A 13,989-nucleotide genomic window follows, 5' to 3' on the forward strand; every position below is an offset into this window, starting at 1 on the left:
CGGCGACGTCGCAGTCACGTCGCAGCACTGACCACGTCCCTAAGCGGCCTGTCGATATCGGCCAGCGTAGCCGGGTCGAGGGCAACGCGAGCTTCGATCAACCGCTTGAGCGGCCGGCGCTCGCGGCCGGCGTTGACCAGGGCCGCCGTCGTCACGCGGCCCTCCACGAGACCGAGCAGACAGAAGCTGCCGCTGTCCGGGTCACCCCGCAGAACCTCCTGCGCGACCGGCTGTTTGAGACCCAGTAGCTGCAGGTTCAGATCGTATTGGTCCGTCCAGAACCAGGGCACCCCGCCATGGCGTTCGGTGCCACCCAGGATGGCCTTTGCCGCCGCCTGCGGCGCCAGCTCCGCATTCTCCCAGGACTCCAGTCGTACCGGGCGGCCACTCCAGCTATCGTCGAAGCACGCACAGTCGCCCACCGCATAGATATCCTCGGCGACCCTGCAGGCGCCGTCGACGCGGATCCCGTTGTCGCAAGGGAGGCCCGCCGCCCGCGCCAGCCCGACGTTCGGTAGACCACCGACACCGACCACGACCAGATCCGCAGGCAATCGGGTTCCGTCCGACAGGCGCACGGCACGGACCCCGCCATCGCCTTCGAAACCGGCCACCCCGACCCCCAGACGCAAGTCGACGCCCTCGCGCCGATGGCGCTGCGCCAGATACCGCGCCAGGCGCGCGGGCAGCGCACGCTCCAGTAACTGCGGCCGCATCTCCAGCAGAGTGGCGTTGCATCCCCGGCGCCGCGCGCTGGCCGCCACCTCCAGACCGATGAAGCCACCGCCGATCAGGACCACATCGGCGCCGGGCCGCAAGTGCGACCGCAGAGCGCGGGCATCCGCGGCAGTGCGCAGGGAGACCACACCGTCCAATCCGGCGCCCGGCAGGCTCAACCGCCGTGCCTCGCAGCCGGTGGCCAGCACCAGAACGTCCCAACCTTCGACGCCGCCGTCCGCCAGGCGCAGACGCCGCGCCGCAGGGTCCAGACTCTCGACCCGGCAGCCGACGCGCAACTCGACAGCCTCGTCGGCATACCAGTCCGGGGCGTAGATGCCGCCGGCATTCGGATCGGCGTCTTCGGTCAAGACCTGCTTCGACAACGGTGGACGCTCGTAGGGCGGTTCCTCCTCGGCCCCGAGCAGCAGGATGCGATCCTGCCACCCTTGCTTCCGGAGCGCGGCAGCGGTGCGGGCTCCGGCTTGGCCGGCGCCGACGATGACGGCGGTTCGTTGCGACATAAAGCGAGAAAGCTCCGATCTCCCCCGGATGGCCCGAAGCCTCCGGATGCCGAGACCTGGGATACCGAGGCCCGGGTGCGGCAACAGCTGCCGCACCCGGTGCATTCCTCCCCCGTCTACTGTGCGGCGATTTCCCGCAGCAGCCCGGCACGCTGCAGAACGGCGTCCAGGCGCGGCTCCAGCTCCGGCGCGGCGGGCACCATCGGCAGCCGGTGGGTGTTCCTGGGAAGCAGGTCAAGCCGCCGCATCATGTACTTGATGGCGATCGGATTGGTGTCGAAGAAGACCGCCTTGTTCAATTCCCAGAGCTTGAAATGCAGCGCACGCCCGCGCGCCATCTCGCCGGCCGCCGTCGCCTCGTAGAGCTCCGCCACCGCCGACGGCCAGACGTTGCCGACCGCGTTCATCATTCCCGCCGAACCGATGCACAGCATCGGAAAGCTGAGCTCCTCCAGGCCGACGAAGATGCGGAACTCTTCTCCGAAGGTCCGCAGCATTTCGCTGACCAGCGCCAGGTCGATGACCGCATGCTTGATGCCGACGAAGTCTTCCGAAGCGCCGGCGATCTCCTGCAGCGCCTCCAACGTCACGGAGACCGCCGTGCGGCCGGGAATGTGATAGATCATCCAGGGCTTGTCGGTCCGCTTCGCCAGCTCGGCGTAGTAGGCCACCAGTCCGCGCTGCGGCGGGCGTATGTAGTAGGGCGTGACGATCAGCAGCGCATCCGCCCCGACCTTGGTGGCGTGCTCGGTGAGCGCCGCGGATTCTGCAAAGCTCTGCGAGCCGGTCGCCGCCACAACGGGCACGCGCCCGGCCGCCGCCTCGAGACCCACGTCCACCAGCCGGTTGCGCTCCTCGACGGTCAGCGTCGAGGGCTCTGAGGTCGTGCCATTCACGACGATCCCGTGCGTGCCGGCCGCGATCTGCTGATCCACCAGACGCGCGTAGGCGTCGTAATCCACGGCCCCCTCGTCCGAAAAGGGCGTCACCAGGGGTGGATAGCTGCCGCGCAGGAAGGCACTGTCAAGCGATCTCATTCCGCCGCTCCCGCCAGTTTGCGGTTGGTGCCGAAGCCCGGCTGGCTACCCAGGATCGACGCCGGCAGCTTGAGGTCCTCCTGCCACAGCAGGGACTCCATCCAGATGTTGAGCGGTTGATCCTGGACGGTCAGTTCGTAGACGTAATCGTCGTAGCTGGCATGGTTGTGTACGGCCCATCCCGGCGCCGAAAGCATCAGGTCGCCGGCCTTCCATTCCAGCACTTCGCCTTCGACCGTGCTCCGCCCGCTGCCGCTGAAATAGTAGTTGATGGCGGCCGAGACGTGGCGGTGCGGGCGGTCGACGATCTTCGGTGGACGGATCGTCATGGTGGCGAAAAAGCTGGGGGTGGTCCCGTTGGTTCGCTCCGTGCGCGGATTGTAGAGCAGATAGAGACGCCGGCCGACGTAGTCCTTGCCCAGCGCCTCCAGTTTATCGATGTTCTCCTTGACCGACGCCCAGGGCCAATGGAGTACGGGAGACGGCACCGACGCGGGGTTGATCAAGGTCTCGTAAGGCATCAGCCAAGCACCGTCCTCGGTCAACTGGAAGGTGCCGTAAGGGCTCTCGCGGCGCGGATCTTCGCGCCCCTTCCCCTCGCCGTAGTCGTACCCCTCCCCCTCGACCGCCCTGATGTCGGTCGGCGCGTTCTCTTCGGCGAGGTAGACGTTCATCTTATCCAGAAGCGCGGCGTTGGAGTAGGTCAGCCGGACCTGCAGATCCTTCCCGTCGTTGACATGCCAGTAGGTGACGTAGGACGGGTGATTCCAGACGTCGTACTGCCCGAAGTCGACGCGCTTGCCGCCGGAGATCGAATAGCCGCCGCCGCGAATACAAAAATTCACTTCAGTAGCGTTGTGGCGGAACGGCGCCGTCTTCTCGCCCGGCTTCAGCACATCCAGGTTGACGCGGATGCCCGGCGCCAGGCCCAACCCGGGCGCCTTGGAGTGCGGATGGACGATCCAGGACTGACGGCGGCCGTTGGCCGGGATCGGCAGATCGGCCAGGCGCTCGACCTCGGCGTCGATCGCCTCCTTCGGGATCACGGTGGCGGGCCAGAAGTCCAGCGGCTGTTGCTGGTCGACGCCCGCCTTGTCTACGAAGAACGTACTGCTGCTCATCTGAGCTTCTCCCTCGGCATAGAGCCTGCCGGGCCGCAGTCAGGCGGCGCGCGTCAGGCGCGGCTTCACTTTCGTCGGATGCGGCAAGCGGCGGCCCAGCCCCTGCGCCTCGGCCTCGCGCAGCGCTGCCAGTCCCACCGCCAGGTCGGAAATGCCCATACCCATGGCCTTGAACAGAGTCAGATCCGCTCCGGTCCGGCGACCTGCACCCTCGGCCACGAGCGCGGACAGCGGGCGGACCGCCTGCCAAGCGGTTTCATCCTCGCCGAAGCGGGTCCGGAACTCTTTCGACAGACGTCGCACCGACGCCAGGCTGTCGACGCCGATCGAGGCGCAGCGCTCGAAGACGTCCTGGCCGAACTCCTCGCGCTCGGGCGAAATCGCGCCGATTGCGTTCAGGTGCGTACCCGGCACCAGCTCGGCCGAGCCCAAGACGGGTACTCGCGCCCGGGTGACCAGGGTGACCACATCGGCGTCGGCGACACAGGCCGCGGCAGTCTCCGCCGCGACCACCTCGACCCCCAAACCGGCACTGCGGACCTGCTGGGCAAAAGCCGTGCGTCGGTCGGAGTCCCGGCTGAACAGACGCACCTGGGCGATCGGGCGGACCGCACAGACGGCCGCGACCTGGGTCAGCGCCTGCTTGCCCGCACCGACCTGTCCAAGTACGGCGGCGTCTGGGCGTGCCATCCAGCGGGTGGCGACGCCGGTCACGGCAGCGGTCCGCATCTGCCCCAGCGCAAAGGCCTCGATCACCGCGCGCAGACGCCCGGTCTCCGAGTTCCAAATCAGCAGCAGCGGCGTCGCACCGCCCGCGGTATGCGCCCAGGTCTTGGTCCCAACGACCTGCTCGCCTTCCACCGTGGCGCCGATGGCATGCAGCGTATGGCCCTCGCCCCACAGGAGATGCGTTTTCTCCATGTTGGTGGCACGGCCTTGCGCCTCCAGTGCAAGTCCGTGTTCCAGCGCGTCGATCGCGTCGGGCAGGCTGATCGCCCGAACCACGTCGGCCTCGCTGATCCAGAGGGTGGCGTCTTCTGTGCTCATCCGACGAACCCGTCTTCGAAGATGGAGGGCACCGGCGGCTCGAGCGCCAGCGTGTTGACGATCAGTGCGTGCACGAGATAGCGCCCGGCCACCATCATGACCGCAACGGCCTGCCGGTGGCCGAGAAGCTCCACGAGGTGCTCGAAGGTCGTGTGCGCCGCCTCCGACCGGCCATGAGACTCCAATGCCGCGAGGAGGTACCGCTGCACGGCGCACTCGGCCTCCGACAGAGCTTGAGTTCCCTTGGGCGTCTCCTCCTCAAGTCCCAGGCCGTCAGGATTCAGACCATCGGGATTCAGGCGCTCGACCGCTTCGACCCAATCGCGACCGAGGCCGAGCCGTACCGAGAGACGCTCATGTTGATGGCGCTCATAGGCGTTGCCCAGATGAGCCGCGCAGGTCAGAGCGATAACCTCGACCAACGCCTTGGGCAGATCCGACTTGGCACTCTCGGTGAAGTCGACGAAGGCCTCGAGCGCCTGCGGCTGGTGGCCTGCTACCCGGAAGAACTCGCCGAGGTAGCCCAACCGTTCGACACGGGGCTGCAGCGCAGCCGCCAAGCCGTCGGGCATTTCCCTCAAGTCCAGTCGCGGAATAGCTTTGCTCATGAGAGCCTTCCCATCTGTTCCATTCGCACTGTAGCGAATAAATTTCTCCTATCCAAGCGCTAAGACATATCTTCGTTTGAAGATTTAATATATTGAAATATAATAATTAATTTGTAGATTATGATGATATATAGACTCGGATTATCCGCTTGTGATCCAATCATCGAAATTATATCGTTCACTTGCGAGTGAAATTTGCCAGCTCTCCACTGAGAGGCGCGACAAGACGCCACCGGCAGCCAAAAACTTCGATGGGAGGACTCAAGAATGCGCAAGTTCGCGATTGCGGCGACCGTAGCGGCTTTCAGCTTCACAACGGCACCGGCCTTTGCCGAGAGCTACAATCTGACCGTCGCGGGTGCGTCGCCGGGCGGCCTTTGGTCGCTCCTGGGCGCCGGCCTCGACGCCGCGGTCAAGGAGGCTTACCCCGGCTCGACGGTGACCTACCAAACCTCAGGCGGCGGCCTGGCGAACGTCGCCGTGCTCCAGCGCAGAGACGCCGACATGGGGATCGTTCACGATGCCGAGCTGCAGGTGGCAAAGCAGGGCGGAGAGCCATTCAACGCGCCGGTCGAGGATCTGCGGGTGCTCAGCTATCTCTACACCTGGGCACCGATGCAACCGGTCATCAACGCCGACTTCGCCGCCAAGCACGGCATCGAGACTTTCGCCGATCTTGCCGCCAAAGAGGTTCCGGTGCGTGTGGCGATCAACAAGCGCGGCAACATCGCCTCCGCGGTGGCGCTGGCGATGCTGGAGGCAATCGGCGCCGGTCCCGACGAGATCGAGGCCTGGGGCGGTGACGTGATCTACGCGGCGTCGGGCGAGCAGGCGACGCTGATGCAAGACCGACGGGTCGACATGACCCTCAACTCGATCTTCGTGCGGCACCGCTCCATCATGCAGCAGGCCGATGCCATCGACTTGCAGCTCCTACCGATCTCGGCGGAGACCCAGGCCGCGGTCAACGACCGCACGGGAACCAGCGACTTCGTGATCCCCGGCGGCAGCTACGACTGGGCGCCGGAGGATGCCGCGACGGTGACGCTCGGCGCTGCCCTGGTGGTCCGGGCCGATATGGACGAACAGACCGCTTACAACCTGACCAAGGCGCTGTTCGAGAACCACGGGAAAATCGCCGGCGTGCACAAGGCGATGAATGCCCTGACACCGGAGATCATGGCCGCGCAGAAAGTCGTCCCCTATCACGACGGGGCGCTCCGCTACCTCTCCGAAGCCGGCTTGATGTGAGGCCGAGGTGGCTCTGCAGACGATCGAAGTGAAGCGCGCGCTGGCCGGACTTGCATCCTCCGGCCAGCGCCGCAAACTGCCGGGCCCGCTGGGCCGAGCGGTCCATGGTTTCGCGGCCCTGATCGCGATCGCGGTGGTCTACACGACCACCATCGTGTTCGTCGATCTCTTTGCCATGACGATCGTCTTCCTGGCGGCCATGCTGGCGCTGGTCTTCCTGACTGTCGGCGCCACTCCGGACAGCCCGACCGACCGGCCCTCTCCGCTCGATTGGCTGTTCACGCTGATCTCGCTGGCGGTCGGTGCCTACTTTCTGATCGAAAGCGAGCGGATCATCACGCGGATCACGCTGCTGCATCCGCTGACCGGACTCGACATGGTCTTCGCGCCGGCACTGCTGATGCTGACGCTGGAGGCCACGCGCCGCACCGTCGGCATGGGGCTGACGACGATCGTCGCCATCTTCCTGGCCTACAATCTCTGGGGTCATTGGCTGCCCGGCAAGCTGAGCCACGGCGAGATCAGCTTCAACCACTTCCTCGACATCATGATGTTCACGACGGACGGCTTGTTCGGCGTGCCGATCCGTGTAGCGGCGACCTACGCCTTTCTCTTCGTTCTGTTCGGCACCTTCCTGGCCAAAGCCGGCGGCGCCGAATTCTTCTACAACTTCGCGGCGGCGATCGCCGGTCGGCGCCCCGGCGGTCCCGCCAAGATCGCCGTGGTCTCCTCAGGGCTTTACGGAACGCTGTCCGGCAGCCCGACCTCGGACGTGGTGACCACCGGCTCGATCACCATCCCGATCATGCAGCGCCTCGGCTACTCGAAGCGTCTGGCCGGGGGCGTCGAGGTCGCGGCCTCGACGGGTGGCAGTCTGCTGCCGCCGGTGATGGGATCGGCCGCCTTCATCATGGCCGAGTTCACCGGCATCGAGTATCGCGAGATCGTCATCGCCGGGCTGGTCCCGGCCCTGCTCTTCTACGTCTGCGTCTACACGCAGGTGCACCTCCGCTCGCTCAAACTGGGTCTGCGGGGCCTACCCGGCGACGAGCTGCCGGCACTGACCGCAACGTTGCAGAACGGCGGACTGTTCCTGGTGCCGCTGGGGGCCATGACCATCGCCCTCCTGATGGGCTATTCGCCCACCTACGTCGCGGTCTTCGCGACGGCCACGGTGCTCGCCGTCGCGTCGGTCCGGCCTTCGACACGAATGGGCCTGCTGAAGATCTGGGACGCGCTCGGCGAAACGACCCTGCGCATGGTCTCGGTGGTGGCGGCCTGCGCGGCGGCCGGCTTGGTGATCGGCGGTATCTCGATGACCGGACTCGCCAACAAGTTCGCCGATCTGGTCTTCCTGCTGGCCGGCGACAATGCGGGGCTGGCGCTCGTGATCGCGGCGGCCCTATCGATCCTGTTGGGGATGGGCATGCCGACGCCCTCGGCCTTCATCTTGGCCGCCGTGCTGGTCGGACCGACATTGCTCGAAATGGGGTTCGGCCTGCTGCAGGCGAACTTGTTCCTGCTCTACTTCGCGGTCCTTTCGGCCATGACGCCGCCAGTCGCCGTGGCGGCCTTCGCGGCGTCGGCGATCGCCGACGCCAACCCGCTGCACATCGCCTTCACCGCCGTTCGTTTGGCCATTACGGCCTTCATCGTGCCCTTCGCCTTCATCTACGGCGACGGCCTGCTGCTGCAGGGGGACCTGCTGAACGTGACCCTGGCCTGCACGACGGCTCTGGCCGGCGTGCTGATCCTCGCCGTGGCGGTCGAGGGCTATCTGAAAGCGCCGCTCGGTGCGCTGCCGCGCCTGCTCTTCGCCGGAGCCGGTCTGCTGCTGATCGTGCCGACCCTGATCTCGGCGGCAGCGGCCTTCGGCCTCCTGGTTCTGGCGGTCGTGCTAACGCCCGGTCTCGTCGATCACCTCACCGGGCGGGCAAAGGCACCGGTCTCCCAGACCGATGCCAAGTGAAGGGGATCGACCTAAAAATGACGAACCCGCCTGCAACCGTCGCCTCAGCGGCGCTCATCCTCGATCTTCCGGCGCAGCTCCTCCCGGATGACCTTCAGGGAGTGGCGCAGGGAGACGACTTCGGCCGGCTCCAGGCTGGCGGCGGCCATCCGGTTGACCTCGATCGCGTAGGGCAGCAGCTGACGTTCCAGCGCACGCCCCTCGCGGGTCAGAAAAACGTTGTACTTGCGCTTATCCGACGGATGTGGCCGGCGTTCGACAAGGCGCCGTTTTTCCAGGTCGTTCAGGGCCGTCACCGTCCGCGGCGTCATGATGCCCGCCCGTTTCGACAGCTCCGCCTGGGTCAGACCGTCCTGTTCCCAGAGAACGCGCAGGAAAAACCAGTGCCCCATGGTGATGCCGCAGGTCTCGATCCGCGCCTGCAACAACCGCTGAAAATAGCGGTAGGTATCGCGCAGCAGGTATCCGATGCTCTCGTCCGGGTGGAGAACCGGCCGCTGCGGTTTCCGACGGGACGGCTTCTTTACGGACTCGCTCATCGCGCCTGCTCTGCCTTCAGTCTGATCTCGGAGTGGATCCTGGGGCCGACCTGCGCCCCTGCGCAGCGGCCTCCACGGATAGACGGTTCGCTTTGCACAGAACAACCCGAATCGAAGTACGTCAATAGCTTGTGGTCGCACAGCCGCGAACTCGTTAAGCATCGAATAAAAACAGAGGACCGTCGCGATGGATGAGATGGCACCTTCGGCAGGGGAGCGCCGGTGGTCGGAGGAAGGGTACAGTCGCGTGCCCTACTGGCTCTACACCGATCAAGATATCTACGACCGCGAGCAGCGCCTGATCTTCCAAGGCCCCTTCTGGAGCTACGTCGCGCTCTCGGCGGAGTTGGCCGAGCCCGGGGACTTCAAGCGCACCTTCATCGGCGATCGCTCGGTGGTGATCGTGCGCGACGCGGCCGGAGAGATTCGCGGTTTCGAGAATCGCTGCGCCCACCGCGGCGTGCAGTTCTGCCGCACCCATCGGGGCAAGGCGAAGGACTTCATGTGCCCCTACCACCAGTGGACCTACGACCTGCAGGGCAACCTGATCGGCGTTCCGTTCCGCCGCGGCGTCAAACGCCAGGGTGGAATGCCGGAGGACTTCGACCCGAAGAACCACGGCCTGCGCAAGCTGCGCACGGCCGAGCGTCACGGGGTCGTCTTCGCCAGCTTCGATCCGGCCGTACCTTCGTTGGAGGAATACCTGGGGGCGGCGATGCTGGGCTACTTCGACCGCGTCTTCGACGGCCGCGAGCTGAAGGTGCTGGGCTACCAGCGTCAGCGGACGCCGGCGAACTGGAAGCTGATGTTCGAGAACATCAAGGATCCCTATCACGCCAGCCTGTTGCATGTTTTTCTGGTCACCTTCGGTCTCTTCCGGGCGGACAACGACTCGAGCGTCGAGATGGACGCCAGCGGCCGGCACGCCGTTCTGGTCTCCCGCAAGGGCGAGCAGAAGAAGTCCGAAGACCTGTCGGACATGAAGAGCTTTCGCGAAACCCTTCAGCTCAACGACCCGCGGCTGCTCGATCCGGTGCGCGAGTTCCCCGGCACGGCGACGGTGGTCATGCAAACCCTCTGGCCCAACCTGATCGTGCAGCAGCAGTCGAACACGCTGGCGATACGCCAGCTCGTGACACGCGGCCCGAACGCCTTCGACCTGATCTGGACCTACTTCGCCTATGAGGACGACGAAGAGGCGATGGTCACCCGCCGTTTGCGCCAGGCGAATCTGATGGGCCCGGCCGGTTACGTCTCGCTCGACGACAGCGAGGTCATGGAGTTCTCCCAGGTCGGCATCGCCCAGGCACCGCAAGCCAGCGGCGTCATCGAGATGGGCGGGCATGACACGGAGGACACGTCGCACATGGTGACCGAAAGCGCGATCCGCGCCTTCTACAAGTACTACCGACAAATCATGGGGGTCTAGGCCATGGATCCTGCCACCCAACTACGCGCCCTGCCCGACGATCTGGCTCTGCGGATCGCGGTCGAGGACTTCTACGCCCGCTACGTTGAAATCGCCGACGATCCGCAGCGCCTCGAGGTCTGGCCGGACCTCTTCACCGAAGACGGACAGTATCGCGTGCTGCCGCAGGAGAACTGGCAGCAGGGCTGGCCCCTGGCGCTAGTCCGTGCCGAAAGCCGCGGCATGCTGAAGGATCGGGTCTCGGCGGCGCAAGGCATCAACACCTACACACCGCGCGTGATGCGCCACCTGGTCTCCAACATCCGCTGCAGCGGCGGCAGCGAAGGCGAGATCGAGACAAAAGCCTGCTTCGCCGTGTTCGAAACAATGATCGACGAGCCCAGCCGGGTCTTCGCGACCGGTCTTTACCGCGACCGGCTGGTCGAAGAAACCGATGGCGTCCTGCGGTTGCGCGAGCATATCGTCGTGCTGGACAACGATCTGGTCCCCAACAGTATCGTCTATCCACTCTGACGCCCGGTAGAGGGCCGGGCAGGCAGCCGGCACCGTAGAATGACCGCTGTACTTGAGCTGTCGACGGCGACACTGGCCTGGTGCTTCGCGGCCCTCCTGCTCGGCGGTACCGTCAAGGGGACTATCGGCATCGGGCTGCCGTTGGTCTCGGTACCGCTGTTGGCGATGCAGCTTCCGGTCCCGACCGCGATCGCGGTCCTCGGCCTGCCGGTGCTGATCAGCAACCTTGTGCAGATGAACGTCGGAGGCGGCCTGCGCCCCGCCGTGGCCCGCTTCTGGCCGCTCCTGGCAGCGCTTGTCTGCGGCATCCTGATCGGGGCGCATCTCCTGGCCGCCATCGACGAACGGCGCCTGTCCCTGTTCCTGGGCTGCCTGGTTATCGTCTTCGCGCTGCTCAACCTGGTCGGCGGTCGCCTGACCATTCCCCTCTCGGCCGAACGATGGATCGGGCCGCCACTGGGCTTCGCCGCCGGCGTGTTGGGTGGGCTGTCGTCCTTCTTCGGCCCGCCGGTGGTGATGTACTTCGTCGCCCTGAAAATGCCTAAGACCAGCTTTGTCTCGGCGATCGCGCTGATCTACTTCGCCGGCACCCTGCCGCTCTATGCGGCGATGGCCTGGCTCAGCCTCTTCGGCCTGCCTGAGGTGGCTCTGTCGGCGCTGGCGCTGCTCCCTGTCGGCGTCGGTCTCTGGATCGGACAGCATCTGCGCCAGCGGCTGCCGCAGGACCTCTTCAGCCGCCTGGTTCTGGTCCTCCTGACGGTGATCGGCGCAACGCTGATCTGGCGCGCGCTGTGAGGCCGCCAGGTCTCAGTCGGGCCAGTTCTGCAGCAGATCGACGGGGTCGCCGTAGCGAGACGCCATCTCGACGACGGACGGCGCCTCCAGAGATTTCAGGAAGCCGCCGTCGATCAGCGTCGTGTTCCCCGCGGTGACGGTCATGTTGTAGTTGATCAGGTCCATGTGCACCGGCGGCTCCTCCCACTGCGGCATGACCCGGCGGATATAGTCGGAGGGCCCGGCCAGGTCGATCCCCCAATGCAAGGCACCCGGGGAGTTCGAGCCAGCCGGGTAGACCGTGTAGCGCGGCGCCTTGGGGTTGAAGCCGCAGCCCAACTCGATCAACTGCCCGTCAGTCAGCATATCCCGGAAGATCGCGGCGAAGTCGCCATCCCCTCGGACCCCGGTGATACGGTCGCGCGCGAAGACGACCTCGAAGCGCTCGTCGAAGGGCTTTTCGAAGCCGACCGCCCACTGCGGGATCACCACACCGTCGATCTCGGCCACCACGCCGTCGTCGTTGTCGAGCGCCGTGCGGTCGTAGAGGTTCGGCCCGTGGGTCGGCAGGTAGTGGACGTAGGCGCCCGGTTCATCCGGCGTCATCCGACCGCGCCAGCGATTGGAGCGCAGCAGATTGTTCCGCATCTCCTGCGTGAACTTGATCCGCAGATCGGAGCCGTGCGGGCAAGTGAAGCGAAGGTCGAAGACCTGATCTTCCGGATAGAGCGCCGCAGTCTGCCGGATGATCTCACCGACGATGTCGATGGGAAAGCGCGCCTGCGGCGTCTTCAACAGCTCCAGATCGCGGAAGTAGGTGATCTTCACCCAACGTTGGCCGCCCTTGCGCAGTGCGATGCAAAGGGGATCGATGATCGAACAGAACCAGGTCGAGATCACGAAGGTCGCCGTCTCCAGGATCGGCTTGATTTCCTCCGGAATCTCCGTGTGCTGGGTCGTGTGGCTCATGACCACCATCGGCTCCGTACCGCGTGCGCGCGCCAGGCCGCAGATCGCCTGGATCACCTTCGGGTCGATGGTCCGGTCGGCCAGGAAGACGACCCGGTCGTCTCCGGTAAAACAGAAGGTCCGGGTGAAATTCTCGAGAGCCTGGAAATACTCGGCCGTCTGAACCGTCTCGAAGGTCTTTTCCCGCGGCAAGCCGACATAGGGGGTCTCACGCGACGTCTGCATCTTTCCTCCCGCTGCGCAGCGCGGCTTTCCGCCGCTTGTCAGATCGCCAGCCTATCAAATCATTAACGCCTTAGCGAATGATCTGGTTTTGCATGCTCTGCAGATCAGGGTCTCGGCAACTGCTCGCAAGCGGTGCCATTGGCCGAAACTTCCGGTATCCGTTCGATCTGAGCCGGTAAGGCGTCGCATCACCGGTGCGCTTTCAGGTCATGGCGCCGCTATGGCCGGGTTCACGGGAAGCAAGTGACGCAGCGCTGGTTGCCGACCGCCGGCTGGGTGCAAGCGATGCCGCGCAGGACGAAGGGCGCGCAAGGGTCCCCGGCTCGACGACGGTGATACGCCCGTCGGGGCCGCGGACCGCTACGCCCCCGTTCGGCGCGGAGCCGGTTGACTCGCCGCCGCGGGTGGCGCCGGCTCTGCCTGGGACTGAGGCTGAGGCGGGGACGCGCCCTGCACCACCAGACAGTCGATTGCGCTCTCGCACAGACTGTGGCAGAGGCCGCTCGGATCCTCGGCGCGCAGCCGCAGTCGAACGAAACGACCGCGCTGCGCCAGGTCCACCGTTACGAACTGCGGCTGGCGGACGGTCAGAAGCTGCGGTGCGCGCGCACAACGAGGTCAGTCTGCCGGCATCCCCCGCACCGATGAGGACTGCCTCCGGCAGCCGTTAATCACCCGGCAGTCACGCCTCATCGGGCTCAGACTGCCGCCTTACGCTCGAGGTAGACCGTCCGAGCCAGCATCAGGAACAATCCGATGCTGCCGGTAAAGATAACGGCGAGCACCCAGACCTCCGATTTCATGCCGGCCGCCCGCGCGCGGTTCTGGAGAAGGAAGAAGGCCGCCGTCACGCTCATCCAGCGATCGAACCAGACCTGCAGTCCCCACTGGGATCCAACGAGCATCGGCAAGAAGCCGAAAAGCCCCTCCTCGACGATCGCGAGACCGGTCCACAGCGCGAAGGGAATCACGACCGCCGCCGGGATGAGCCAGGCCGGCAAGGAGACCCGTTCCTTCGTCTGGGTGACGAGCAGCATGGCAATGGCGGCGACGGCGAAACCGGCGAGCGCAATCAATTCGGAATGCGACACCCTCAATCCTCCCTATCGGTCAGGAAACAGCTACCCCACAGGGAGGACTTCAGCCGCCGCAAGGCGAACTGACGTCACTCCCGCGGGAAACCACCATCGGCATGGTGTTCAACAGTCGCGAGAATTGCCACCCTGCCGTCACCTGTTGCCGTATGTGGGCCGGGTTATGAGGTCT

General features: G+C 65.5%; 13 protein-coding genes. 5 read left to right on the forward strand and 8 right to left on the reverse strand.

The genetic code is table 11. From position 1 onward, the window contains the following. Positions 1-14 precede the first annotated feature (14 nt). From DBZ32_RS06715 to DBZ32_RS06735, 5 genes are all read right to left on the reverse strand, one after another. Positions 15-1,241 carry an NAD(P)/FAD-dependent oxidoreductase gene (locus DBZ32_RS06715; protein WP_162906607.1) on the reverse strand — a complete coding sequence of 409 codons (1,227 nt, stop codon included), beginning with the start codon at positions 1,239-1,241 and terminating at the stop codon, positions 15-17. 116 nt (positions 1,242-1,357) lie between these two features. Then, on the reverse strand, positions 1,358-2,278 hold the full coding sequence (gene dapA / locus DBZ32_RS06720) for a 4-hydroxy-tetrahydrodipicolinate synthase (RefSeq protein ID WP_119166281.1): 921 nt from the start codon (positions 2,276-2,278) through the stop codon (positions 1,358-1,360). Next, positions 2,275-3,399, reverse strand: coding sequence for a cupin domain-containing protein (locus tag DBZ32_RS06725; RefSeq protein WP_119166282.1), 1,125 nt, complete (start codon positions 3,397-3,399; stop codon positions 2,275-2,277). The genes dapA and DBZ32_RS06725 overlap by 4 nt, the downstream gene beginning before the upstream one ends. A 39-nt stretch (positions 3,400-3,438) precedes the next feature. Beyond that, positions 3,439-4,446, reverse strand: coding sequence for an ornithine cyclodeaminase family protein (locus tag DBZ32_RS06730; protein WP_119166283.1), 1,008 nt, complete (start codon positions 4,444-4,446; stop codon positions 3,439-3,441). Continuing rightward, positions 4,443-5,054: a carboxymuconolactone decarboxylase family protein gene (locus tag DBZ32_RS06735; RefSeq protein WP_119166284.1), complete on the reverse strand. Its 612-nt coding sequence runs from the start codon at positions 5,052-5,054 to the stop codon at positions 4,443-4,445. The genes DBZ32_RS06730 and DBZ32_RS06735 overlap by 4 nt, the downstream gene beginning before the upstream one ends. Before the next feature lie 267 nt (positions 5,055-5,321). Between DBZ32_RS06735 and DBZ32_RS06740 the strand changes: the two genes are divergently transcribed. Continuing rightward, on the forward strand, positions 5,322-6,305 hold the full coding sequence (locus DBZ32_RS06740) for a TAXI family TRAP transporter solute-binding subunit (RefSeq protein ID WP_119166285.1): 984 nt from the start codon (positions 5,322-5,324) through the stop codon (positions 6,303-6,305). A 7-nt stretch (positions 6,306-6,312) separates the two neighbouring features. Continuing rightward, a complete protein-coding gene (locus tag DBZ32_RS06745; RefSeq protein WP_208539120.1) occupies positions 6,313-8,274 on the forward strand; it encodes a TRAP transporter permease in 1,962 nt (653 codons plus the stop codon). 44 nt (positions 8,275-8,318) lie between these two features. Here DBZ32_RS06745 and DBZ32_RS06750 read toward each other — a convergent pair whose 3' ends face one another. Continuing rightward, positions 8,319-8,813, reverse strand: a complete 495-nt coding sequence (locus DBZ32_RS06750) for a MarR family winged helix-turn-helix transcriptional regulator (RefSeq protein ID WP_162906608.1) — start codon at positions 8,811-8,813, stop codon at positions 8,319-8,321. 187 nt (positions 8,814-9,000) lie between these two features. On the opposite strand from DBZ32_RS06750, the gene DBZ32_RS06755 reads away from it, so the two are divergent. Genes DBZ32_RS06755 through DBZ32_RS06765 form a run of 3 tightly spaced genes read left to right on the forward strand, consistent with a single transcriptional unit; the run spans position 9,001 to position 11,550 of the window. Beyond that, on the forward strand, positions 9,001-10,242 hold the full coding sequence (locus DBZ32_RS06755; RefSeq protein WP_119166287.1) for an aromatic ring-hydroxylating dioxygenase subunit alpha: 1,242 nt from the start codon (positions 9,001-9,003) through the stop codon (positions 10,240-10,242). Positions 10,243-10,245: 3 nt separating this feature from the next. Continuing rightward, positions 10,246-10,755: an aromatic-ring-hydroxylating dioxygenase subunit beta gene (locus tag DBZ32_RS06760; RefSeq protein WP_119166288.1), complete on the forward strand. Its 510-nt coding sequence runs from the start codon at positions 10,246-10,248 to the stop codon at positions 10,753-10,755. A 39-nt stretch (positions 10,756-10,794) separates the two neighbouring features. Then, positions 10,795-11,550, forward strand: coding sequence for a sulfite exporter TauE/SafE family protein (locus tag DBZ32_RS06765; protein WP_119166289.1), 756 nt, complete (start codon positions 10,795-10,797; stop codon positions 11,548-11,550). A gap of 12 nt (positions 11,551-11,562) precedes the next feature. Here DBZ32_RS06765 and DBZ32_RS06770 read toward each other — a convergent pair whose 3' ends face one another. After that, entirely contained in the window at positions 11,563-12,723 is a 1,161-nt protein-coding gene (locus tag DBZ32_RS06770) for a hypothetical protein (RefSeq protein ID WP_119166290.1), read from the reverse strand. Between the two features lie 698 nt (positions 12,724-13,421). After that, positions 13,422-13,814, reverse strand: a complete 393-nt coding sequence (locus DBZ32_RS06775) for a hypothetical protein (RefSeq protein WP_119166291.1) — start codon at positions 13,812-13,814, stop codon at positions 13,422-13,424. Positions 13,815-13,989: the final 175 nt, after the last annotated feature.

This window comes from Algihabitans albus, from assembly GCF_003572205.1.
In the GTDB taxonomy this organism is placed as follows: Bacteria; Pseudomonadota; Alphaproteobacteria; order Kiloniellales; family DSM-21159; genus Algihabitans; species Algihabitans albus.